The following is a 22163-nucleotide window of genomic DNA, read 5'->3' as shown; positions in this document are numbered from 1 at the left end:
TTCAGCTCCCCAGGCGCTCGACCTCGGCGTCGGGGTCGATCGTGCCGTCCCCGACCGAGGCGATGAAGTCGGCCAGCTGCTGCTCCTGCTCCGGGGTGGCCCCGGCGGCGTCGCAGAACTGGACGGTCGGCAGCGGGTCGACGCCCATCTTCCAGACCCGCGTCGAGCCGCCCTCGAGGCTGCCGTCGGCGAAGTCCTCCAGCGCGGCCGCGAAGTACTCGCCCGGGTCGAAGATCACCGAGATGGCGTAGGTGTCCTCGGCGCAGCGGTCCGTACCCGGCGTCAGGACCGGGATGTCGGCGTCGAAGCCGAGCTGGGCCGCCGCGTCGGTCGCGCCACCCAGGTACGGGTAGAGCCCGCCGATGCCCTGGCCGATCTGGGCCTGCGTGGCCTCGACGGCCAGACCCGAGTCGTTGAAATCACCGGTGTAGGTGGTGACGACCTGGCCGTCCGGGACGACCTGGCGGATGCCGGCCTGGAAGGCCTGCGCGGCGATGATGCTGAAGTCCAGCTCCGGGCCGGTGACGAACCCGGCGGACGTGGACCCGCTGGTCTCCATGAGCAGGCCGAGGGCGTAGCCGGCGGCCAGCAGCGACTCCGACGCCGAGTCCTGCGAGAGGACGACGTTGTCGGCGAGCTCGTAGCCCTCGGTCTGCGAGGGCAGGTACCAGATGGTGTTCGCGCAGACGTCCTCCTCCGCCGCGGGCAGCGCGTCGGCCAGCTCGGAGGCGGCCAGCGCGACCATGTCGACGCCCTGCCGGCACATGTTGCGGGCCTGCTCGAGCGCGTCGGCCGGGTTGATGTTGCCGACCTGGATCAGCTCCCAGCCGTCCTGGCCGTCGACGAACTCCTGCGCCTTGACGACGAAGGACTCGTAGTAGCCGTTGTCGTTGAGGTCGCCGGGGCTGAGGACGCCGATCCGCACCTCGCCGTCGCCGTTGACGTCGGGCTGCTCTCCCGACGCGGAGCCGCCGCCGGAGCCGCCGCCGGAGCCGCCGCCGGAGTCGTCGGCGTTGTTTCCGCAGGCGCTCAGCGCGACGACGGCGACGGCCGCCAGTGCGGCGGTGCGCCGCAGGGGTCTCGTGGTGGACATGTCCTGCCTCCCGGTTTCTGAAAGGGGGTGGTCGGGTGGGTGGAGCCGGTGGTGCGTGTGCTGCGCGACCGGCTCAGCCGGCGCTGTCGACCAGGTCCGCATACGCGATGCGCTCCTGCTCGAAGACGGCGTCACCGGTGGCGGCGACGAAGAGGGGGAAGCCCATGCGGCCGACGGCGGCCACGCGGGTGGGGTCGACGCGGGTCTGGCTGCCGTCGGCCAGCAGCTCCTCGGAGACCCGGACGCTGACCACCTCGGCCAGCACGATGTGCACGCCCGAGAAGCAGGAGGTCGGGTCGCCGCGGTCGATGGTCTCCAGCACCCGGCACTCGAGGTGGGCGGGGCTCTCGGCCAGCCCCGGCGCGGCCACGACCTCCGAGGGGCGCGTGGTCCAGCCGACCAGCGCGGCCTCGTCCACGTCCGCCGGGTACTCGCGGGCCACGGTCTCGATGTGGTCGACCAGCGCCGTGGTCGTCACGTTCACCACGAACTCCCCGGTGGCCTCGAGGTTCACCCAGGTGTCCTTGGGCTCGGGGCTGGCCTCGCGGACGGTGCCGATCGTCACCGCGAGCGTGGGCGGCTGGCCGCAGACCGGCATGAAGTAGCTGAACGGTGCCACGTTGAAGCCGGCCGGGCCGACGGTCGAGATCATGGCGATGGGCCGCGGCACGACCAGCTGGGAGAGCAGGCCCTGCAGCTGTGCGGGGGAACGGCCGCCGAGGTCGATGGTCCTCACGCGCGAGCTCCTCCCGGGACGAGGGCGGGCCGGACCGGCCAGCTGGGGACGGGGTCGATGCCGGCCCGGCGCAGCAGCGCGGCCCGGCGGCCGGCGGCCTCCGCGCGCAGGGCGCCGAGGTCGACGGTGGTGACGCGGCCGTCACGGACGACGGGGCGGCCGTCGACGAGCACGTCGCGGACGGTGCCGCTGGGCGCGCCCCACACCAGGTGCAGCGCCAGGTCGCCCCGCGGGGTCCACGCGGGCGCCGTGCCGTCGAAGACCACGAGGTCGGCGCGCTTGCCGACCTCGATCGAGCCGATGCGGTCGCCGAGGCCGAGCGCCTCGGCGCCGCCGCAGGTGGCCACGGCGAAGGCGTCGGCGGCGGTCAGCGGCGGGTCCCCGGCGGCGGTGTCCCGGGAGATCCCGGCGAGCAGCCCGGCCGCCCGGAGCACGTCCGGGGTGTCGCCGGCGTTGTGCGCGTCGCAGCCCAGCGCCAGCCGGCCGCCGGCGCGGAGGAACTCCGCGTGCCGGGAGGCGCCGGTGTAGCCCTGCCCCAGCCGCAGGTACGCGCCGGGGCAGACGGCCACCGCGGTCCGCGTCTCCAGCAGCGCGGCCAGTTCGTCGTCGTCGAGGTGGACGGCGTGCCCGAGCACCAGCCGCGGGCCGAGGACGCCGAGGTCGGCCAGGTGGGTGACCGGGCGCTTGCCGCTGCGGGCGGCGTAGGCCCGCCCGTCGGCGGCGCTGGGCGACAGGTGCCAGGTGACCTGCGTGCCGGCCGCCTCGGCCAGCGCGGCCGCGCCGGCGAAGAGCTCGTCGCTGGCCAGGTCGTGGCCGACGAGCGTCACCCAGGCGCCGACCACGCCGTCGCCGGGGAGGTCGGCGAGCAGCTGCTCCTGGCGGGCCAGCACCTCGGCGGCGGGACCGGACCAGGGCAGGCCGGGGACGTCCCAGCCCCAGGTGCCGACCCGGGCGCGGACGCCGGCGGCCGACAGCCCCCGGGCGACCGAGAGGGGGTGGGCGACGGTGCCGGGCTCGGCGATGGTGGTCACGCCGTTGACCAGCGCCTCCACGGCCGTGAGGGCCGCCGACACCTCGTCGTCCCCCGGCTCGTGGGCGGAGTGCACCGGCACCGCCCAGTCGAAGATGGCCTGCTGGGCGTCGATGTCGTCGGGGATGGTGCTGCGGACCAGCGGATCGCCGGTGGTGTGCTGGTGGGCGTCGACCAGGCCCGGGGTGACCACGCAGCCGGCGGCGTCGATCTCCCCGGCCCCCGGGTGGGCGGCGCGCAGTTCTGCGGCCGGGCCCAGGGCCAGGATCGCGCCGTCGCGCACGGCGACCGTGGTGCGCTCCAGCACGGCCCGGTCCGCGCCCATGGTCACGACGTCGCCGTCGACGACGAGCAGGACGTCGCCCATCACGGCACCACCAGCACGCGGCCGACGGTGCTGCGCTCGCACAGGAGCTCCTGCGCGGCGCCGGCCTCCTCCAGCGGGAAGGTGCCGGCGACCAGCGCGGTTCCCCCGTCGGCGAACAGCTGCAGGGCCGCGGCCATGTCGCTGGGCAGGTAGCCGCCGGCGCCGAGCAGCTCCAGCCCGCGGTGGAAGGCGTCGGAGAGGGAGAAGGTGACCTGGTCACCGGTGGTGTTGCCGAGGAAGACCAGCCGGCCGCCGATCCGCAGGGCCGCCAGGGAGGCCGCCCAGGTGGCCGGGCCGAGGAACTCGAGGACGACGTCCACGCCGCGGCCGTCGGTGACCTCCGCGACCACCCCGGCCAGGGCCTCGCCGCCGGTGACGACGTGCTCGACGCCGACCTCCCCCAGCGCCGCGGCCTTCTCGGGGCTGCCGACCGTCGCGATCACGCGGGCCCCCACCCGCTGGGCGATCTGCACCGCGGCCAGGCCGACCGACCCGGCGGCGGCGTGCACGAGCAGCGTCTCCCCCGCGCGCAGCCGGCCGACGCGGACCACGGCGGAGTGGGCGGTCGCCCACGGGGTGGGCAGGCAGGCGGCGTCGGTCAGGTCGACGCCGTCGGGGACCGGGTGGGCGGCCGAGGCGGGCGCGACGACGTACTCGGCGAGGCCGCCGTCGACGGTGGCGCCGACGATGCGCAGGTTCGGGCAGTGGCCGCCGCGGCCCTCGTGGCACAGCGGGCAGGCGCCGCAGGGGAGACTGGGGTCGAGGAGGACGCGGGTGCCCACCGGCACCGGTGCCGCCTCGCCGGCCGCCTCGACGACACCGGCGACGTCCATCCCGGCGACGTGCGGCAGCTCGAGCCCGGGCAGGCGGACGTGCCCGCGGCGCTGCAGGACGTCGAGCTGGTTGACCCCGCAGGCGGCCACCCGGACCAGCACCTCGGCCGGTCCCGGGGCGGGGACGGGGCGGTCGACGAGGGAGAGGACCTCGGGGCCGCCGAAGGCGGTCTGCACCACGGCTCGCACGCGCTCGCCCCCTCCCTCCGGTTCGCTCGGCCGTCTCGCATCGTGGATCGACAGTTCACGATGTGGACCGGTGCGCGTCACTGTGGTCGGGGCCGCAGGCCGTGTCAACGGTCAGGCCCAGGCCGTTACGCAATCAACGCGCTCGTAACACGGGGCGACCGCCCGGTGACGCCGGTCACCGGCTCGCGGTGACCGGCATCGCCCCGCGGGGGCCCGTCGTCAGAAGGTGAGGACGGCCTTGCCCACGCGACCGGCCCGGACGTCGTCCAGGGCGCGGTTGATCTCGGCGAAGGGGTAGCGGGTCAGCAGCCCGTCCACCGGGAAGCGGCCGGCCCGGTGCAGCCCCACCAGCCGCGGCAGGAACTCCTCGGGAACGCTGGCGCCGGCGGTGATCCCGACGACCGACCGGCCGGTGCCGAGGATCGAGCGCCACTCGAAGGACATCTCCGCACTGGCCCCCACCCCGATGACGCCGCAGACGCCGAGCGGCGCCAGCGACTCGACGGCGGCACGCAGCACGTCGGCCCGGCCGGTGGTGTCCAGGCTGTACTGCAGTCCCCCGGCCACCTCGGCGCGGACCCGCCCGGCCAGGTCCGGCTCGCCGGCGACGACGGTGTGGGTCGCGCCCAGCTCCCGGGCCTGCTCGAGCTTCGCCGGGTTCACGTCGACGGCGACGATCGTGGTGCAGCCGGCCTCGACCGCGCCCAGGATCGCGGCCGCACCGACCGCGCCGGCGCCGAAGACGCCGATCGAGCTGCCCGGCGCCGGGCGCAGCACGTTCAGCACGCCGCCGGCACCGGTCTGGAACCCGCAGCCGAACGGCCCGACGACGGTCAGGTCGGTGCCCTCGGGCACCTTGACCACGCTGCCGCGCCGGGCGAGCACGTGCGTGGCGAAGGAGGACTGGCCGAGGAAGTGGCCGTGCACCGGTTGCCCGTCCTGCGACAGCGCCGTGCTGCCGTCGGGCCGGGTGCCGATGAAGTTGCAGACCCAGAAGTTCTCGCAGTAGGCCATCGCGTCGGCGCTGCAGGGGCCGCACTCGCCGCAGAAGGCGAACGTCAGCGCGACGGGGTCCCCGACCGCCAGGTCGGTCACGCCCTCGCCGACCTGCTCGACCACGCCGGCGCCCTCGTGCCCGAGCACCACCGGCGGCGTCATCATGGAGCGGAACTCCAGGTCGGTGCCGCAGATGCCGGTGCTCACCAGCCGCACCACCACCTCGCCGGCGCGGGGTGGTGCCAGCTCGAGCTCCACGAGCTCCAGGGGTCCCGCGGGATCGCGCAGGACGGCGGCGGTCACGGCAGTCGGTCGACCGGTCATGCGTGTCACGGTACGAGAGACCGTCTTGACTGACGAGATGCCCGCGCCCACGATCTCGGCATGACGACGTCCGTCCGCGAGGGCCTGCAGTTCATCGACGGGACCTGGACGCCCGCCGCCGGCAGAGGGCGCCTGGAACTGGTGGACCCGGCCACGGGGCAGCCGTTCGCCACGGTCGCCGAGGGCGGCGCGGCCGACGTCGACGCGGCGGTGGCCGCGGCGCGCCGGGCGGCCCCCGGCTGGGCGGCGACCAACCCCACCGACCGGGGCGCGCTGATCTCCCGCTGGTCGCAGCTGGTGTTCGAGAACGCCGAGCGGCTCGCCGCGCTGGAGGCCCAGGACGTCGGCAAGCCGCTGTCCGGCGGGCGGATGAACGCCTTCATCGCCGGCGGCATCATCGGCTACTTCGGCGGTGCGGCCGACAAGCTCACCGGCGTCACGCTGCCCACCCGCAGCCCGGACTTCCACGGCTACACGCTGATGGAGCCGCTGGGCGTGTGCGCCGTCATCACGCCGTGGAACGTGCCCGCCGTGCTGACCGCGGCCAACGCCGCGCCCGCGCTGGCCGCCGGCAACACCGTCGTCCTCAAGCCCTCGGAGGTCGCGCCGCTGGTCGTCCTGGCGCTGGCCGAGCTGGCCGCCGAGGCCGGCATCCCGGCCGGCGTCCTCAACGTCGTCACCGGCGGCCCGCAGGCCGGCGCCGCCCTCTCCGGGCACGCCGGCATCGACCACCTGAGCTTCGTCGGCTCGACCGCGACCGGCCGGGCGATCATGCGCTCGGCCGCCGAGAACCTGGTGCCGGTGAAGCTGGAGCTGGGCGGCAAGTCGCCGAACCTGGTCTTCGCCGACGCCGACCTGGACGCCGCGATCCCGGCGATCGTCGGCTCGATCACCGAGAACGCCGGGCAGAACTGCTACGCCGGGTCACGCCTGGTCGTGCAGGCGTCGATCGCCGACGAGGTGCGCGAGCGGGTCGTCGAGGCCATGCGCGCGGTCCGGATCGGTGCCTGGGACGAGGACCTCGACATGGGCCCGCTGGTCAACGCCACGCAGCGCGAGCGGGTGCTCGGCTTCCTGACCGAGCTGCCCACGACCGGGGCCCGCGTGCTCACCGGCGGCGGGGTCCCCGCCGACCGCGACGCCGGCTGGTTCGTCGAGCCCACCGTGGTCGACGGCGTGGGCCCGGACGCCCGGATCGTCCGCGAGGAGGTCTTCGGCCCGGTGCTGGCCATCCAGACCTTCGCCGACGACGCCGAGGCCCTCGAGCTGGCCAACCGCACCGACTTCGGGCTGCTGTCGTGCATCTGGACCTCCGACGTCTCCCGGGCGATCCGGACGGCCGCCGGCGTGCGCAGCGGCCAGGTCGCGGTGAACCAGTTCCACGACGCCGGCGTGATCGGCTTCCCGTTCAACATGCAGAAGGACAGCGGGTTCTCCCGCGGCGGCGGTTACGCCGCGATGCGGGAGTACACGCAGGAGAAGGCCGTGGCCATCCGCCTGCTGCCGCCGCGCGCCGTCTAGTCTCGCTGGTCCCGGTGGCGCGGCCGGGCAACACCGCGCGTCCCGCCTCGAGCCCCTCCGGAGCGCGAGTTGACCCTCACCGACCCCCGTACCGAGCCCGCTGCCGGATCCCCCGGCGAGCAGTTCGACCACCACTCCGCCGAGGCGAACGCCGACCCGGTGGCCTACTACCGCCGGTTCCGCCGGACGCAGCCGGTGGGGTGGACCGAGGCCCACGAGGGCTTCTTCTTCACCACCCGGCACGCCGACGTCGTCCGCATCGCCCGCGACGACGCCACCTTCTCCTCCGAGCGGGCGCCGGCGGGCGACCGCGGCATCTCGTTCGTGATCCCGTTCGGCCCGGGGCTCGAGCAGTACCCGATCGAGCTCGACCCGCCGCGGTCCACGCCCTACCGCGAGCTGATCAACCCGCTGCTGTCGTTCGAGGCCGTCGAGGCGTTGCGGCCGATGATCGCCCGGCACACCACCGCGGCGATCGACGCGTTCGTGGAGTCCGGATCGGTCGACTTCGTCCGCGACCTGACCAACCCGGTGCCGGCCGCGATCACCCTGGACTGGCTGGGCTTCCCCACCGACGACTGGAAGAAGCTCGCCGGGCCCGTGCACGACATCTTCGCCAGCGTCCCGGGCACGGAGCGGGCGATGCGCGGCGTCGAGGGCCTGATGTACCTGGAGTCCCGCATCCGCGAGCTCATCGCCGCGCGCCGGGAGGACCCGCGCGAGGACGCCGTCTCCGCGCTCGTGCACGCCGAGCACCCCGCGGGCCGGCCGTTCACCGAGCAGGAGCTCGTCTCGGTGATGTACCTGCTGGTCGCCGGCGGCGTGGACACGACGACCTCGCTGACCGGCTCGACGCTGGTGTGGCTTTCGGAGCACCCCGAGGAGCGGCAGCGGCTGATCGACGACCCGGCCCTGCTCGACGTCGCCGTCGAGGAGTTCCTGCGGGTGTTCGCCCCCTCGCAGTCGATGGCGCGGACGCTGCTGGCGGACGCGGAGATCGGCGGGGTGCCGATGCGCGCCGGCCAGCGGGTGCTCATCCCCTGGGTGGCGGCCAACCACGACCCCGAGGTCTTCCCCGACCCCGAGCGCGTCGTCCTGGACCGCAACCCGCAGCGGCACCTGTCCTTCGGCATCGGCACCCACCGCTGCGCCGGCGCCCACCTCGCCCGGGCGATGTTCGGCGAGATGATGCGCCAGGTCCTCACCCGGCTGCCCGACTACCGCGTCCTGCCCGAGGGGTTGGTCCCCTACCCCACCCGCGGCAACCAGACCGGCTGGGACGCGATCCCGGCGCTGTTCACCCCGGGGCCGCGGCTGGGCTCGGCGCCCGCCCCCGCCGCGATCGTCACCCGCGAGCTCGAGGTGACCGCGGTGCGCCCGGTGGCCACCGACGTCGTCGCGGTCACCTTCGCCGACCCGTCCGGCGCGGAGCTGCCCGCCTGGACCCCCGGGGCGCACCTGGAGGTGCGGCTGCCCTCGGGCCGGCTGCGGCAGTACTCCCTGTGCGGCGACCCGGCCGAGCCGACCTGGACCGTCGCCGTCCTGCGGGAGGCCGCCGGCCGCGGCGGGTCGGTCGAGCTGCACGAGCTCGCCCGCACCGGCGCCCGGCTGACCGTCCGCGGCCCGCGCAACCACTTCCCGCTGGTCGAGGCGCCGGACTACCTGCTGGTCGCCGGCGGCATCGGCGTCACCCCGATCCTGGCGATGGCGCGGGAGCTGACCGGTCGCGGCGCCTCCGTGCGCGTGCTCTACGGCGGGCGGACGGCGGCGTCGATGGCCTTCGCCGAGGACCTCGCGACGCTCGCCGGGGACCGGGTGCAGCTGCTGCCGCAGGACGTGCACGGCGTGCCGGACCTCGCCGCCGCCGTGGCTGCGACCGGCCCGGGGACGGCCGTCTACTGCTGCGGCCCGGCGCCGATGATCGCCGCCATGGAGGCCGCGTGCGCCGCGGCCGGGATCTCCGGGCGGCTGCACGTCGAGCGCTTCACCGCTCCGGAGGAGGAGGTGGCGGTCGACACCTCGCACGACGTGGCCTTCGACGTCCACCTCGCCCGCACCGGGACGACGGTGACGGTGCCGGCCGACCGCCGCATCGTCGAGGCGCTGCGCGACGTCGTCCCCACGCTGTCGTCGGACTGCGAGAAGGGCTACTGCGGCGCCTGCGAGACGCGGGTGCTGGCCGGGGTGCCCGAGCACCGCGACTCGGTGCTCACCGAGGAGGAGCGCGCCGCGGGCCGCTCGATGATGGTCTGCGTCGGTCGCGCGAGGACGCCGTCCCTCACCCTCGACCTCTAGCCCGTCCCCTCCAGCTCCTCGACGAGATCTGCACAGTCGTCACCATCAGGGCCGGATGCTGACGACTGTGCAGATCTCGCCCGGCTCTCAGCGGCCGAGGGCCGCGCCGATCTCGCCCACCACGGCGTCCGGCCGGCCCTGGGTGTCCGCAGAGGTGTAGCGGAGGACGGTCCAGTCGGTCAGGACGATCCCGTTCTGGCGGCGGAGGTCCCGGACGAAGACGTCGCGCTCGCGGTGCACGTCGCCGTCGAACTCGACGACGAGGCGGTGTTCCGGCCAGGCCATGTCCACCTCCGCCAGGATGCGGCCGTCGCCGTCGACGATCCGGTACTGCAGCACGGGTCCCGGCAGGCCGGCGTCGTGGAGCAGCCACCGGAGCACGGACTCCATCGGCGAACCGGCACGCGGGTTGCCGAGCGGTAGGACGTCCCGCGCCCGTCTGGCCCCCCGGCCGCCAGGACGCCGGGCCAGTGCGTCGGTGAGGTCACCGGGCGAGCAGAACCGCCTGAGCACCTGGTCGGTCACCGCGAGCAGGGCGGCGGGCTCCAGGACCGAGGCGAGGTCCCGCCACGTGCGGGCGGGCGTGGTGACGGGGAGGCCCCGGGACTCGGTGAGATCGGCCGGGACACGGGCGGTCCGGTGGATGCAGCGGTCCTGCCGGGCGCGCACCGAGCTCCCGGGGTCGACGGTCAGGTGCACCCGCGCGTCGCGCGGCTGCAGCGGGATCTGCAGCCCCCACAGCTCCGCCGCCGTCCGGTGGCTGGCGACCGCGCCGGGTGGTGCGGTCAGGAGGACGGCGGCGACCCGGGAGTCGACGTCGTCGGCCAGTGCCCGCGGCAGGTAGGTGTCCCGGGAGAGCCGGCGCACGCCCGGGTGGCGGAGTGCCCGCTCACCCAGGCCGGCGGCGAGGACCTCCGAGCGGGTGGTGGGGCCGTGGACGCGGAGGCGGGGAGAGCGGCTGGGCACCGGCGCAGGGTGCCCGGAGCGGCCCATCACGCGCTCGCGCCGTCCACAGCCGCGACGAGATCTGCACAGTGGGCGGCATCAGCCGCTGATGGTGACGACTGTGCAGATCTCGTCGAGGGGACGGGGGGCTCGGTCAGCCGAAGATGTCGCGGCGGATCCCGCAGTGCGCGCCGAGGGTGCCGTCGACGACCTGGGTGACGCCCAGGTCCATGGCGACCGAGCACAGCGAGTACGCGTCGTCGGCCGACAGCCCGACCCGCCACTGCAGCAGGGTGATCATCTCCTCGACCGCCATCCGGGCGGCCGCGTCGAGGTCGGCGCCGAAACCGTGCGTGTACCAGTGGGTGCCGGTCTCGAGCATCGGCGCGCGCAGTCGCAGGTCGTCGACCGCGGCCAGCCGCACGGTCGCGTTCGCCGAGGCCTCGATCGCCGTGCCGCACACCTCGCCGTCGCCCTGGGCGAAGTGCGGATCGCCCCAGTAGACGCCGGCGCCCTCGCGGAACACCGGGTAGAAGACGGTGGCGCCCGGGCCGAACCGCCAGTTGTCCACGTTCCCGCCGAAGACGCCCGGAGGGATGCTGGAGAGGACGTCGTCGCCTCCGGGCAGCACGCCCATCAGCCCGAAGTGCGGCCGGACCGGCACCCGCACCGGCCGGGTGAACGGCTCCTCCACGCGGGCCGACGCCGGCGTCCGCCACCCCGGGACGTCGTACAGCGCCCGCGAGGTGAAGTCGTAGCCGAAGACCGGCTGCGCGATCGTCGGGAACTCGCCGGCCGGCACCCCCTCGGAGGAGTCGAGCTCGTAGACGGTGATCCGCTCCTTGCCGTACGTGTCGTACAGCAGGCCCCAGTTGGCGGCGCAGTTCGAGCCGTAGGGCACCCGCGGGGCCATGGTCCCGATGCGGACGGCGACCGCCCCGCCCGGGCGCGCCCCGGCGACCGCGACGGGGCCGGTGAGCACGTGCACGCCGGGCCCGCGCTCCGCCTCGGGGATCGCCGCCCAGATCTCGTCGAGGGCGGCGTCCATCATCAGCTCCGGGGCGTCCCCCGCGTGGTGGGTCACCGCCTCCACCGCGACCGCGGCCCCCGAGGCGACCTCCAGGACCGGTGCGGCCGCCGGGTCGATGGCCCCCCAGCGCACCGTCGCCGGCGTCGCCGGGAGCGCGTGCTGCGAGGGGGCCGGGGCGGCGAAGGTGCGCTCGGCCTGCGGCGAGAGCGCCAGGAGCGAGGTGGCGGTCGTCATGCGTCGATCGCACCGCGCGCGCGTTACCCGGCTGTTTCCCCTGCGTGACATGTCGTATCGCATGTCGGGACGGCGTACACACTCCGCGGGACACGAGGGCCTGCCGGTGGCCTGACGGCGGACGTCCGGGCATGCGCCATACTGGAGGACCGATAACGATTCCCATGCCGAGGAGCTCCGTGCGTCGCACCCCGGCCGCCGTCCTGGCGGTCCTCACCGGCCTGGCCCTGGCCGGCTGCTCGGACGGGGACGCCGGACCGGTCACCGACGCGGGGGATCCCGCGAACTGCCCCGGGGAGGTCCTCGACGTCGTCGTCTCGGTCGCGCCGTGGGGTTCGGTGGTGGACCAGCTCGGCGGCGACTGCACCACGGTCACGACCGTGCTGGGGCAGGGCGCGGGCGACCCGCACGGGTACGAGGCGACCGAGGGGGACGTCGCGGCCTTCGCCGACGCCGACCTCGTCGTCTACAACGGCCTCGGGTACGACACCTGGGCGGCCGACGCCGCGGCCGGCGTCTCGCCGCGGCCGGTCGTCGTCGACGTCGCCGAGGTGGCCGGCGCACGGCCCGGCGACGACCCGCACCTGTGGTACGAGCCCGAGCTGCTCCCGCGCGTCGCCGACGCGGTGACGCAGGCACTCAGCGAGCTCTCCGCCGACGCCGCGCCCTACCTGCAGCAGCAGCGCCAGCGGTTCACCACCGAGCTGCAGCCCTACGTCGAGGCGCTGGCCCGGTTGCGCGAGGTCTCGGCCGGCCGCTCGTACGCGGCGACCGAGCCGGTCCTCGACCGCACAGCCCGGGCCGTCGGGCTCACCGACGCCACCCCCGAGGGCTACCGGTCCGGCGTCCAGGGCAGCGGCGAGCCGGCCCCGGGCGACGTGGCCGAGTTCGAGGCCGCACTGGTCGCCGGGCGGGTCGACGTCCTCGTCCACAACACGCAGACCGTCGTCGGGCTGCCCGATCGGCTGCGGACCGCGGCCGAGCGGGCGGGCGTCCCCGTCGTCGAGGTCACGGAATCCCCGCCGGACGACGACGGTTCGTTCGTCGAGTGGCAGGTGGACCAGCTGGAGCGACTCTCCGACGCCCTCGAGGACTCGGTGTGACCGCGGGCCTCGCGACGACCACGCCCGGCGGGACGACGCGGCCCCCGGCCCTCGTCCTGGACGGCGTCAGCGTCGTCCGCGGCGGCCGGACCGTCTGGTCACAGGGCACCCTCGCCGTCCCCGCCGGGGCGGTGGTCGGGGTCATCGGCCCCAACGGTGCGGGCAAGACGACGCTCTTCCAGGTGGCGCTCGGGCTGCTCCCGGTCGCCGCCGGCCGGGTGGAGGTGCTCGGCGCCGCCCCGCGGCGGGGCGACCGGCGGATCGGCTACGTGCCGCAGAACTACACCGCCGCCCTCGGTGACGCGATCCGCTGCCGGGACCTGGTGACGCTCGGCCTGACCGGCCACCGCTTCGGCCTGCGCCGCACGACCGCCGCCGACCGGGCCCGCGTGGAGGAGGCGCTGCGCCGCGTCGGGGCGCTCGGGTACGCCGACCGGCGGATGTCGGAGCTGTCCGGCGGCCAGCAGCAGCGCGTGGCCATCGCCCAGGCGATCGTGGACGACGCGGAGCTGCTGCTGCTCGACGAGCCGCTGGCCAACCTCGACCTGCGCAACCAGCAGGAGATCGTCACGCTGCTCGGCGAGCTGCGCCGCGAGCGGTCGGTGACGATCATGGTGGTGGCCCACGACCTGAACCCGCTGCTGCCGGTCCTCACCGACGCCGTCTACCTGCTCGACGGCCACCCGCACCACGACCCGATCGGGGACGTGGTCCAGGAGGACCTGCTCACCCACCTCTACGGGACGACGGTGCGGGTCGTGCGGACGGCGCAGGGCGACCTGTTCACCCGCGCCACCGGCCCGGACCCGTCATGAGCGCGCTCGCCGCCTCCGTGCAGTTCCAGTCGAACTGGTGGGACGTCCTCCAGACCGGCTTCATGCGCAACGCCCTGCTCGGCGGCTCGCTGGTGGCGATCGCCGCCGGCCTGCTCGGCTACTTCGTCGTCACCCGGAGCAACGCCTTCGCCGCGCACGCCCTGGCCCACATCGGCTTCCCCGGCGCGACCGGTGCCATCCTCGTCGGCGCCCCGGTCACGCTCGGCCTCGCCGTGTTCTGCCTGGGCGGGGGGCTGCTCATCGGCCTGCTCGGGCGGCGCGTGGCCGAGCGGGAGATCGCCACCGGCACGGTCCTGGCCTTCGCCACCGGGCTGGGGGTCCTGTTCGGATCGCTGGCCAGCGCCAACGCCAGCACCACCACGTCGGTGCTCTTCGGCAACCTGCTGGCGGTCTCCGACGACGAACTGGTCGTGTTCGCCCTGTTCACCGCCGCGGTCGTGGTCGTCCTCGCCCTCGTCGCCCGGCCGCTGGTGTTCGCCTCGGTCGACCCGGCCGTCGCCGAGGCGCGGGGGGTGCCGGTGCGCGCGCTGGGGGTGGCGTTCGTCGTCCTGCTCGCCCTCACCATCACCATGGCGGTCCAGGTGGTGGGCACCCTGCTGCTGTTCGGCCTGGTCGTGACCCCGGCCGCGACCGCGCTGCGGCTGACCGCCCGGCCGGGACGGGTGGCGGCGATCTCCGTCGCGATCGCGCTGCTGTCGGTGTGGACGGGCCTGGTCCTCGCGGCCATGTTCAACCTGCCGCCGAGCTTCTTCGTCGTGACGGTCTCGGTGCTGACCTGGGCCACCGTGCTCACCGCCACCCGCCGGCGCGGTCGCACCGCCTCGGGCGGCGGCGGGCACGGCGGCGGCGGGCACACCTCCGACGTCGTGCCGACTGCGAGCCGCGCAGCGGCGCTGTGAGGCACATCTCAGGGGTTCGGCTGCATCTCACTCCCGTGGGGCTGTTTCCCCGGCGGGCCGGGAGGGGAGGCTGTCCTCCATGGAGGACACGCAGCGCGAGGCCCGGGTGACCACGGAGAACGCCGTCGAGCAACTGGTGGACGAGGCCCGGGGGGACCAGTCGACCGCCGGCCCGGTGTCGCAGCTGCTCGCCAACCCCCGCCGGGTGCGCCGGGCCTGAGGCGGGCCCCCCCCGGCTCACAGGCTCGCGACGGGCCCTGCCGGGAGGCCGGCCGTCACAGACGGCTCACGCACCACCGGCGCCCCGGCTCACCCGGGCGCCTCTCGTCACCCAGTGCAACCAACCTGGGTCCGGGACCGGCGTGCCGCGAACTGCTCCGTCACGAGCCGGTGCACGATCCGGACGTGACCGCAGCCGCCCTCTCCCTCGCTCCCGCCGACGACGTCGCGGGCCCCGTCCGCCGCAGTCGCGCGGAGCGGCAGGCCATCGTGCTCGACACCGCGGAGCGGCTCTTCTCCTCCCGCAGCTCCCGCAGCGTGGGCATGGACGAGCTCGTCCGCGAGACCGGCCTGGGCAAGATGACGGTGTACCGGCTGTTCAAGAGCAAGGACGAGCTCGTCGGCGCCTACCTGGCCCGGAAGGCGGCCACCGTGCTCGGCGCCGTCGACGCCGACCTGGCCCGGCTGGACGGCGACCCGCGCGCCGCCCTGCTCGCGGTCGTGGACATCGTCGAGCGCGACGTCACCCGCGCCGGCTTCCGGGGCTGCCCCTTCACCAACGTGAGCAGCGAGTACGACGACCCGACGCACCCGGCCCGCAACGCGGCCGCGGACTACAAGTTCCAGCTCCACGCCCGGCTGGAGCGGCTGGCCGACGAGCTCCTGCCCGGGGCGGGCGAGGACCTGGCCGCCCAGATCCACCTGGTCATCGACGGGATGTACCTCTCCGGCGGGTTGCTGGGTCCCGACGGGCCGGCCGCGCACGGGCGCCAGCTGGCCGAGCGGCTCATCGACGCGGCCCCGGTCGGCTCGACCGCCACGGCCTGAGGCGCTGCGCCGGGGGTGTCCCCGTCCGGACGAGCGGCGACGCCGTGCGGACCGCAGGATGCAGGGGTGACCGACGACCGCAGCCGCCCGGACCTCGACGACACCACGGTGGAGGCCCTCGGCAAGCTCTCCGAGGCCCTCGAGACCATCGAGCAGGCCCGGGGCCAGCTCTACGGCTTCCACCAGCACTCCGGCAAGGCCGACCTCCTCCTCCAGGACGCCGTGCAGCTCTTCCGCGAGGCCGGGCACACGCAGCTGGCCGACGACCTCGACCGCGACCTCGTGGGCCGCAACGTCATCGCCGACCGGTGGACGTTCCAGATCGTCGAGGACTACGACGCCTCGTACTGGTCGGTCTTCCGGAGCTTCGACGAGCGTGCCCGCACCGAGCTCTCCGGCGGCGACCGGCACGTCTACGAGGCGCGGATGAAGCAGCGCGAGCGCACGGCCGGCCACCCGAGGCACGAGGCGGGGCCCGCGCTGGACGACTGACGGACCGGGCCGTGCCGCTGCACCGGCGTGTCGGCCGGTGCTCACGACCCCGCCGTTTCCGCGTGGTCCGGACCGGGCACCGCAGGACCATGACGATGCCCGATGCGGACGGCGCCGGTTCCGAGCGAGAGGCGCGGCCGCTGGGTGCGGACAAGGCGCCCGGCGAGGACCGGGAGTCGCTGGGCGAGACGCAGGGTCCCGCCGACGGGATCGCCGGCCCCGCCTGGCCGCCTGCCGACACCGAGCCGGACGCGAATTGATCACGAACGGTCCCGTGGCCGTTTGACCTTCCCTCCCAGGGGCAGACTCCCGGCGTGACCATGCCCCCGTCCCCCGCCGACCCCTACCCGGGACCTCCCGGCGCCTCCGGCACGCCGGGGCCTGCCGCGCCGGGCGGGACCGCACCCGGCGGTGGCCTGGCGGGCGGGACGGCCGGTGGAACGGCCGGTCACGGTCCTGCGGGGCCTCCCCGTGGCGCGACCGGCGGCCCGGCCACCCCGCGGCGCCACACCGGCCGGACGATCGGCCGGACCCTCGCGCTGGCCCTGCTCGTGTTCGTCACCGTGGTGCTGGTGCTGTTCGTCGTCTTCAACACCCAGAGCGTCGACATCAGCCTGGTCTTCGCCGACGTCAACGCGCCCCTCGTGCTCGCGCTGCTCATCGCCGCCGTCCTGGGGGCGCTGGTCTCGGCGCTGGCCGGCGCCGTCCTGCGGGCCCGCCGCCGCAACCGCTGACGTCGCGGCGGCACGCGCCGATCAGCCGAGAGCGAGGACGAGGCACACCCCGGTGAGGACGGCGGCGAGCGGCGTCATCACCAGGCGTTCGGGCCTGCTGCGCGACGCGGCGTTCATCACGACACCGAGGGCGAAGTAGCCGGTCAGGACCCACAGCGCGACGTCCACCAGGCCGTCGGGCAGGACGTCGGAGGCCGCGGCGGCCTCGAGCAGCACGAGCGCGACGGCCCCGTACACCACGATCGAGACGGCGCTCCCCACGCGCAGCGCCGCCGAGAGCACGACGTGCTGCCCGCCCCACGCGAACCGGCCCCACGGTGCTCCGGCGACGAGGGCGGCCTGGAACACGGCGAGGCAGCCCAGCACCACGACCCCGAGGGCGGCGACGGCGATCACGCCCGCACCGTAACGGCGGCGGCGGGGCCGACGGGCACGCTGCGGTCCCCGTGACCCGCGGCTCCTCCGATGGGGTCAGGTCCTCCCCTCCCCAGCGTGTCGGACCGCCGTGCGCTTGCCGTTGTTACCGACGAGTAATAGTGTTTGTTACCGACGGGTAGCAACTCGTCGGACACGGCACGGAGCACGGGAGCCACACGCGCATGAGCCACTACACCGCGAACCTGCGGGACCTCGAGTTCAACCTGTTCGAGTTCCTGGACACCAAGGACCGGTTCGGCACCGGGCCGTTCGCCCAGATGGACGCCGAGACCGCGCGCGGCGTGCTCGCCGAGATCCGCCGGCTGGCCGAGGGGCCGATCGCGGAGTCCTTCACCGAGGCCGACCGCAACCCGCCGGTCTTCGACCCGGCGACCTCCTCCGTGGTGCTGCCCGAGGGGTTCAAGAAGTCGGTCCGGGCCCTCGCCGAGGGCGAGTGGTTCCGCCTCGACCTGCCCGAGGAGCTCGGCGGCTTCGGCGCACCCGTCGCGCTGCGCTGGGCCGCCTTCGAGATGATCCTGGGCGCCAACCCCGCCGTGTTCATGTACGGGTCGGGCCCCACCTTCGGCACCGTGCTGTGGGAGCTGGGCACCCCCGAGCAGAAGAAGCTCGCCGAGCTGATGATCGACCGGCAGTGGGGCGCCACGATGGTGCTCACCGAGCCCGACGCGGGCTCCGACGTCGGCGCCGGACGCACCCGGGCCGTGCCGCAGCCCGACGGCTCGTGGCACGTCGAGGGCGTGAAGCGGTTCATCACCTCGGCCGAGCACGACCTGAGCGACAACATCATCCACCTGGTGCTGGCCCGCCCCGAGGGGGCGAAGCCGGGCACGAAGGGCCTGTCGCTGTTCGTCGTCCCCAAGTTCCACGTCGACGTCGAGACCGGCGAGCTCGGCGAGCGCAACGGCGTGCACGTCACCAACGTCGAGAAGAAGATGGGCCTGAAGGTCTCCACGACCTGCGAGGTCACCTTCGGCGACGGACCGGTCCCGGCCAAGGGCTGGCTGGTCGGCGAGGTGCACGACGGCATCGCCCAGATGTTCCGGATCATCGAGTACGCCCGGATGTTCGTCGGCACCAAGGCCATCGCCACCCTGTCGGCCGGCTACCAGGTGGCGCTGGACTACGCGAAGAACCGCATCCAGGGCGCCGACCTGGCCGCCACGGCCAAGGACGCCCCGCGCGTCCCGATCACCCACCACCCCGACGTCCGGCGCTCGCTCATGCTCCAGAAGGCCTACGCCGAGGGCATGCGCGCTCTGTACCTGTACGCGGCGACCTTCCGCGACCAGGTGATGGACGCCCAGGCCGCCGGTCAGGCCGGGAGCGAGGAGGCGCAGCTCGCGGCCCGCGTGAACGACCTGCTGCTGCCCGTGGTCAAGGGCTTCGGCTCGGAGCGGGCGACCCAGCTGCTCACCCAGGAGTCGCTGCAGACGCTGGGCGGCTCGGGCTACCTGCAGGACTACCCGATCGAGCAGTACATCCGCGACAGCAAGATCGACACCCTCTACGAGGGGACGACGGCGATCCAGGGCCAGGACTTCTTCTTCCGGAAGATCGTCAAGGACGGCGGCGTCGCGCTCACCTGGCTGGCCTCCCAGATCCAGGCCACGATCGACGCGGAGGCCGGCAACGGTCGCCTCAAGGAGGAGCGGGCGCACCTGGCCACCGCCCTGGGCGAGGTGCAGTCGATGCTCACCGCCATGTTCGGCCACCTGACCGCCGCCCAGGACGACATGGCCAACGTCTACAAGATCGGCCAGAACACCTCCCGGTTGCTGCTGGCCGTCGGTGACCTGGTCACCGCGTGGCTGCTGATCCGGCAGTCCGAGGTCGCCCTCGCCGCGCTGTCCGGGGAGGTCAGCGAGCGCGACCGGCACTTCTACGAGGGCAAGCTCGCCGCCACGCGCTTCTTCGCCACGCAGGTGCTGCCGCGCCTGGCCGGTGAGCGGGCCATCGTCGAGGCCACCGACAACTCCCTCATGGAGGTCGACGAGGCCGCGTTCTGAGCCTCCTCTCCGCCCAAGTGGCCACTGCGGCGGAGAGGACGGGGTCACGGCCGCCTCCCCCGCCCGGGGAGGCGGCCGTCGCCGTTTCCGGTTCCGGGACGGCGGGCATGCGTCTCCCGACAGCGACCGCCCCCCGGGAGGCTCGCGTGACCGACCCACGATCCGGAGGCAGAACGGACCGATGAGCGACCCCCAGAGCACCGGCTACGGCGACTCCCCGGACACCGCCGACAGCCGCGAGAACCTCGTCGACGGCCAGACCGGGGACGACGCGAGCGACCGCGGCGAGCTCGACACCACCCTCACCACCGACGACGACGCGCAGCGCGACGACTCCGTCGTCCGCGGCGGCAACGACGCCGGCTAGATCCAGCCGTGCCGCTGGGCGGCCGCCACGGCCGCGTGCCGGTTGGGCGCGCCCAGCTTCGCCGCGGCCGCGGAGAGGTGGTTGCGGACCGTCCCCGGGGACAGGTGGATGCGGGCGGCGATCTCCTCGACCGGCGCGCCGGTCGCGGCCAGTTCCAGGACGTCGGCCTCCCGCGGCGTGAGCGGGCTGTCGCCGGCGCTGATCGCCTCGGCGGCCAGTTCCGGGTCGACGTAGCGTCCGCCCCGGTGGACGGTGCGGACGACGTCGGTCAGCACCGACGACTGCACGGTCTTGGGCAGGAAGCCGCGCACCCCGGCCTCCAGCGCCCGCTTCAGGTGCCCGGCGCGCCCGTGGCCGGTCACGATGACGCAGGCGCAGCCGGGCAGCAGCCCGGCCAGCTCGGCGGCCACGGAGATCCCGTCCCGGTCGGGCATCTGCAGGTCCAGGACCGCGACGTCGGGCGCGTGCGCCCGGGCCATGGCCAGCGCCTCGGCGCCCGACGCGGCCTGGGCCACCACCTCGACGTCGTCCTCCAGGGCCAGCAGCGCGGCCAGCGCCGACCGGATGAGGTTCTCGTCGTCGGCCAGCAGCACCCGGATCACGCGACTCCCTCCACCGGCACCGTCGCGGCGAGCACGAACCGCCCGCCGTCGCGACCCGCCGTCAGCCGCCCGGAGGCGGCGGCCAGGCGCTCGGCCAGACCGGTGAGCCCGCTGCCCCACCGCGGCTCGCCCGGCCCGGCCCCGTCGTTGACGACCGTCAGCGTCGCCGAGCGGTCGCCGGCGGCGAGGGTGACCGTGCACGTGCCGGCGCGGCTGTGGCGCAGCACGTTCGTGACCGCCTCCCGGACCACCCAGCCCAGCGCTGCCTGCACGTCCTCCGGCAGGGCGCCCCCGTGCTCCTCGCCGGTCACGGTGCAGCTGACCCCTGCCGCGCGCAGCACGGAGCGGGCACCGGCGAGCTCGCCGGTCAGGTCGGCGGTGCGATAACCGCGCACCACCTCGCGCACCTCGCGCAGCGACTGCTCGGCGATCCGGCTGATGTCGGCGACCTCGTCGGCCGCCTCGGGCCGCTGCCGCCGCACCAGCTCGCCGGCGAGCTGGCTCTTCACCGCGATCGCCGAGAGGTTGCGGCCCATGACGTCGTGCAGGTCGCGGGCGAACCGCAGCCGTTCCTCGGCGACGGCGAGCTGCAGCTGCACGCCGCGGTTGCGCTCGGTCTCGACGACGACGTCGAGCACCCACACCGAGAAGCGGAAGGCCACCGCCAGCCCGCCGACGGCCAGCGCCACCGTGACCCCCTGCGCGACCGCACCGGCGGCGGGCCTGCCCACGGCCGCGGCGGCCAGGCCGACGAACGCGCCGGCCGCCGCGGCTGCGCCGGCGAGGACCCGGGAGGACCAGAGGGGGGCGGCCGCGGCCGGCACCATCGCGAGCGGCAGCCCGACCGCCCACACCACCGCCTCGGGCGAGGAGGACCCGTGCGCGGCGGCGAGACCGACCCCCGCCGTGCCCAGCGCGACGAGCCCCAGGGAGCCGAGCAGCGCCGTCGGCGCAGCCGGCGCCTGGCGGGGAGCGGACAGCCCGGCCCGGGCCAGCGCGATCCCCAGCCCGCCGACCGCGGCGCAGCCGGCCACGTGGGCGGCGACCAGCGCCGGGCCGGCCTCCGCGGCGACCGGCGCCAGGGCGAGCAGCGCCAGCGCCGGGGTGAGGCCGAGCCAGCCGTAGAAGGACCACCGGGTGTACAGGTCCAGGCGCTGGGGCGCGGTGCGGCTCTCCCACCACCGCGTGACGGTCGGCACGGCGAGGATGCTGCCGTACCGGCCACCGGTGGCGGATCCCGCGGTCACCGGCGGGGTGCCCAGCGGAACACCCGCGGCACGACGACGGCGCCGGCGAGCAGCCAGGCCGCCAGCACGGCCAGGGGCAGCGGTGCGGCGGCCCAGGCACCGGCGAGGTCGACGACGTCGCCGTCCGCGGTCCGGCCGGTCAGGCCCAGCGTGGTCAGCTCGACCACCGGCGTGAGCGGGAGGAGGCGGGCGACGTCGGCCAGCTGGCCGGGCAGGACCGACAGCGGGTAGAGCAGGCCCGACAGCGCCGTCGTCGCCACCACCAGCGGCAGCGTGGTGATCTGGGCGCTCTCCGGACTGCGCGTGAACGCCGTGCTGGCCAGCGCGAGCAGCACCATGAGGGCGGCCCCGCCGACCAGCGCGACCAGCGGCAGCACGACGTCGACCGGCGCGGCCCACTCGCCGATGACGGCGACGCCGGCCGTCACGAGGGCTACCTGCCCCAGCGTGACCAGCAGGGTCGGCGCGGCCGTGCCGAGCAGGACCTCGGCCTCGGAGAGCTCGCCGGTCCGCATCCGCTGGAGCACCAGCTCCTCGCGGCGGGCCACGAAGGTCGTGACGAGGTTGTAGTAGGTGAGGAAGACGAGCGTGACGCCGACGGCGGCCACGAGCAGCTGCGGGCCGGCGGCAACCTCGTCCCCGCCCAGGCCCAGAGCGGGCACCGCCGCCACGAGCAGCAGCGGCAGCAGGACGGAGTTCACCAGCGCGGTGCGGTTGCGCACCAGCAGCCGGGTCTCGGCGCCGGCCAGCACGCGGACGCGGCGGGTGCGGGAAGGGGTGCGGGTGGGAGCCATGGGGG

23 protein-coding genes are annotated in these 22163 nt (G+C 75.0%); 12 read left to right on the top strand and 11 right to left on the bottom strand.

What is annotated here, in order from left to right; genetic code table 11:
- Window position 1: 1 nt before the first annotated feature.
- From ACK586_RS00285 to ACK586_RS00265, 5 genes are all read right to left on the bottom strand, one after another.
- Window positions 2–1093: a BMP family ABC transporter substrate-binding protein gene (locus tag ACK586_RS00285; RefSeq protein ID WP_409328459.1), complete on the bottom strand. Its 1092-nt coding sequence runs from the start codon at window positions 1091–1093 to the stop codon at window positions 2–4.
- A 73-nt stretch (window positions 1094–1166) separates the two neighbouring features.
- A complete protein-coding gene (locus ACK586_RS00280; RefSeq protein ID WP_409328458.1) occupies window positions 1167–1829 on the bottom strand; it encodes a flavin reductase family protein in 663 nt (220 codons plus the stop codon).
- Complete coding sequence (locus ACK586_RS00275) at window positions 1826–3226, bottom strand: amidohydrolase family protein (protein ID WP_409328457.1); 1401 nt, start codon at window positions 3224–3226, stop codon at window positions 1826–1828. Before ACK586_RS00275 ends, ACK586_RS00280 begins: the two co-directional genes overlap by 4 nt.
- Window positions 3226–4248: a zinc-binding dehydrogenase gene (locus ACK586_RS00270; RefSeq protein WP_409328456.1), complete on the bottom strand. Its 1023-nt coding sequence runs from the start codon at window positions 4246–4248 to the stop codon at window positions 3226–3228. The genes ACK586_RS00275 and ACK586_RS00270 overlap by 1 nt, the downstream gene beginning before the upstream one ends.
- A gap of 219 nt (window positions 4249–4467) precedes the next feature.
- A complete protein-coding gene (locus ACK586_RS00265; RefSeq protein WP_409328455.1) occupies window positions 4468–5568 on the bottom strand; it encodes an NAD(P)-dependent alcohol dehydrogenase in 1101 nt (366 codons plus the stop codon).
- Between the two features lie 60 nt (window positions 5569–5628).
- On the opposite strand from ACK586_RS00265, the gene ACK586_RS00260 reads away from it, so the two are divergent.
- Together ACK586_RS00260 and ACK586_RS00255 are read left to right on the top strand one after the other, a co-directional pair.
- Window positions 5629–7089, top strand: a complete 1461-nt coding sequence (locus tag ACK586_RS00260) for an aldehyde dehydrogenase family protein (protein WP_409328454.1) — start codon at window positions 5629–5631, stop codon at window positions 7087–7089.
- 69 nt (window positions 7090–7158) lie between these two features.
- Window positions 7159–9384, top strand: a complete 2226-nt coding sequence (locus ACK586_RS00255) for a cytochrome P450/oxidoreductase (protein ID WP_409328453.1) — start codon at window positions 7159–7161, stop codon at window positions 9382–9384.
- Window positions 9385–9471: 87 nt separating this feature from the next.
- Here ACK586_RS00255 and ACK586_RS00250 read toward each other — a convergent pair whose 3' ends face one another.
- Both ACK586_RS00250 and ACK586_RS00245 read right to left on the bottom strand, forming a co-directional pair.
- Complete coding sequence (locus ACK586_RS00250) at window positions 9472–10350, bottom strand: DUF559 domain-containing protein (RefSeq protein ID WP_409328452.1); 879 nt, start codon at window positions 10348–10350, stop codon at window positions 9472–9474.
- Between the two features lie 133 nt (window positions 10351–10483).
- Window positions 10484–11593, bottom strand: coding sequence for an acetamidase/formamidase family protein (locus ACK586_RS00245; RefSeq protein ID WP_409328451.1), 1110 nt, complete (start codon window positions 11591–11593; stop codon window positions 10484–10486).
- A 179-nt stretch (window positions 11594–11772) separates the two neighbouring features.
- On the opposite strand from ACK586_RS00245, the gene ACK586_RS00240 reads away from it, so the two are divergent.
- The 8 genes from ACK586_RS00240 to ACK586_RS00205 all read left to right on the top strand — a co-directional run bounded on the left by ACK586_RS00240 (window position 11773) and on the right by ACK586_RS00205 (window position 16704).
- Window positions 11773–12696, top strand: coding sequence for a metal ABC transporter solute-binding protein, Zn/Mn family (locus tag ACK586_RS00240; protein WP_409328450.1), 924 nt, complete (start codon window positions 11773–11775; stop codon window positions 12694–12696).
- Complete coding sequence (locus ACK586_RS00235; RefSeq protein WP_409328449.1) at window positions 12693–13511, top strand: metal ABC transporter ATP-binding protein; 819 nt, start codon at window positions 12693–12695, stop codon at window positions 13509–13511. The genes ACK586_RS00240 and ACK586_RS00235 overlap by 4 nt, the downstream gene beginning before the upstream one ends.
- Window positions 13508–14431 (top strand): metal ABC transporter permease, encoded by a 924-nt coding sequence (locus ACK586_RS00230; RefSeq protein ID WP_409328448.1) that lies wholly within the window; start codon window positions 13508–13510, stop codon window positions 14429–14431. The genes ACK586_RS00235 and ACK586_RS00230 overlap by 4 nt, the downstream gene beginning before the upstream one ends.
- Window positions 14432–14510: 79 nt before the next feature.
- Window positions 14511–14651, top strand: a complete 141-nt coding sequence (locus ACK586_RS00225; protein ID WP_409328447.1) for a hypothetical protein — start codon at window positions 14511–14513, stop codon at window positions 14649–14651.
- Between the two features lie 185 nt (window positions 14652–14836).
- On the top strand, window positions 14837–15478 hold the full coding sequence (locus ACK586_RS00220) for a TetR/AcrR family transcriptional regulator (protein ID WP_409328446.1): 642 nt from the start codon (window positions 14837–14839) through the stop codon (window positions 15476–15478).
- Between the two features lie 66 nt (window positions 15479–15544).
- Window positions 15545–15970, top strand: coding sequence for a hypothetical protein (locus ACK586_RS00215; RefSeq protein ID WP_409328445.1), 426 nt, complete (start codon window positions 15545–15547; stop codon window positions 15968–15970).
- A gap of 89 nt (window positions 15971–16059) precedes the next feature.
- On the top strand, window positions 16060–16230 hold the full coding sequence (locus ACK586_RS00210) for a hypothetical protein (protein ID WP_409328444.1): 171 nt from the start codon (window positions 16060–16062) through the stop codon (window positions 16228–16230).
- A 60-nt stretch (window positions 16231–16290) separates the two neighbouring features.
- Entirely contained in the window at window positions 16291–16704 is a 414-nt protein-coding gene (locus ACK586_RS00205) for a LapA family protein (RefSeq protein ID WP_409328651.1), read from the top strand.
- Between the two features lie 21 nt (window positions 16705–16725).
- Here ACK586_RS00205 and ACK586_RS00200 read toward each other — a convergent pair whose 3' ends face one another.
- Window positions 16726–17100 (bottom strand): hypothetical protein, encoded by a 375-nt coding sequence (locus ACK586_RS00200; protein WP_409328443.1) that lies wholly within the window; start codon window positions 17098–17100, stop codon window positions 16726–16728.
- 203 nt (window positions 17101–17303) lie between these two features.
- Between ACK586_RS00200 and ACK586_RS00195 the strand changes: the two genes are divergently transcribed.
- Complete coding sequence (locus ACK586_RS00195; RefSeq protein WP_409328442.1) at window positions 17304–19148, top strand: acyl-CoA dehydrogenase; 1845 nt, start codon at window positions 17304–17306, stop codon at window positions 19146–19148.
- Window positions 19149–19329: 181 nt separating this feature from the next.
- Window positions 19330–19515, top strand: coding sequence for a hypothetical protein (locus ACK586_RS00190; RefSeq protein ID WP_409328441.1), 186 nt, complete (start codon window positions 19330–19332; stop codon window positions 19513–19515).
- On the opposite strand, the gene ACK586_RS00185 is transcribed toward ACK586_RS00190, so the two are convergent.
- Genes ACK586_RS00185 through ACK586_RS00175 form a run of 3 tightly spaced genes read right to left on the bottom strand, consistent with a single transcriptional unit; the run spans window position 19512 to window position 22158 of the window.
- Entirely contained in the window at window positions 19512–20117 is a 606-nt protein-coding gene (locus ACK586_RS00185; protein WP_409328440.1) for a response regulator, read from the bottom strand. The two genes, ACK586_RS00190 and ACK586_RS00185, sit on opposite strands and share 4 nt — an antisense overlap.
- Window positions 20114–21364 carry a sensor histidine kinase gene (locus ACK586_RS00180; RefSeq protein ID WP_409328439.1) on the bottom strand — a complete coding sequence of 417 codons (1251 nt, stop codon included), beginning with the start codon at window positions 21362–21364 and terminating at the stop codon, window positions 20114–20116. Before ACK586_RS00180 ends, ACK586_RS00185 begins: the two co-directional genes overlap by 4 nt.
- Complete coding sequence (locus ACK586_RS00175) at window positions 21361–22158, bottom strand: ABC transporter permease (protein WP_409328438.1); 798 nt, start codon at window positions 22156–22158, stop codon at window positions 21361–21363. The genes ACK586_RS00180 and ACK586_RS00175 overlap by 4 nt, the downstream gene beginning before the upstream one ends.
- Window positions 22159–22163: the final 5 nt, after the last annotated feature.

It is taken from the genome of Trujillonella humicola, assembly GCF_046233715.1.
Classification (GTDB): domain Bacteria; phylum Actinomycetota; class Actinomycetes; order Mycobacteriales; family Geodermatophilaceae; genus Trujillonella; species Trujillonella humicola.
The sequence above is the reverse complement of the archived record's forward strand: the minus strand, read 5'-3'. Positions and strand labels throughout refer to the sequence as shown.

What these genes read in the sequence shown, in the direction of transcription:
- ACK586_RS00190 (WP_409328441.1), top strand. Translation starts at nt 19,330, where the DNA reads ATGAGCGACCCCCAGAGCACCGGCTACGGCGACTCCCCGGACACCGCC.
- ACK586_RS00285 (WP_409328459.1), bottom strand. Translation starts at nt 1,093, where the DNA reads ATGTCCACCACGAGACCCCTGCGGCGCACCGCCGCACTGGCGGCCGTC.
- ACK586_RS00245 (WP_409328451.1), bottom strand. Translation starts at nt 11,593, where the DNA reads ATGACGACCGCCACCTCGCTCCTGGCGCTCTCGCCGCAGGCCGAGCGC.
- ACK586_RS00265 (WP_409328455.1), bottom strand. Translation starts at nt 5,568, where the DNA reads ATGACCGGTCGACCGACTGCCGTGACCGCCGCCGTCCTGCGCGATCCC.
- ACK586_RS00210 (WP_409328444.1), top strand. Translation starts at nt 16,060, where the DNA reads ATGACGATGCCCGATGCGGACGGCGCCGGTTCCGAGCGAGAGGCGCGG.
- ACK586_RS00205 (WP_409328651.1), top strand. Translation starts at nt 16,291, where the DNA reads ATGCCCCCGTCCCCCGCCGACCCCTACCCGGGACCTCCCGGCGCCTCC.
- ACK586_RS00260 (WP_409328454.1), top strand. Translation starts at nt 5,629, where the DNA reads ATGACGACGTCCGTCCGCGAGGGCCTGCAGTTCATCGACGGGACCTGG.
- ACK586_RS00195 (WP_409328442.1), top strand. Translation starts at nt 17,304, where the DNA reads ATGAGCCACTACACCGCGAACCTGCGGGACCTCGAGTTCAACCTGTTC.
- ACK586_RS00175 (WP_409328438.1), bottom strand. Translation starts at nt 22,158, where the DNA reads ATGGCTCCCACCCGCACCCCTTCCCGCACCCGCCGCGTCCGCGTGCTG.
- ACK586_RS00275 (WP_409328457.1), bottom strand. Translation starts at nt 3,226, where the DNA reads ATGGGCGACGTCCTGCTCGTCGTCGACGGCGACGTCGTGACCATGGGC.
- ACK586_RS00230 (WP_409328448.1), top strand. Translation starts at nt 13,508, where the DNA reads ATGAGCGCGCTCGCCGCCTCCGTGCAGTTCCAGTCGAACTGGTGGGAC.
- ACK586_RS00225 (WP_409328447.1), top strand. Translation starts at nt 14,511, where the DNA reads ATGGAGGACACGCAGCGCGAGGCCCGGGTGACCACGGAGAACGCCGTC.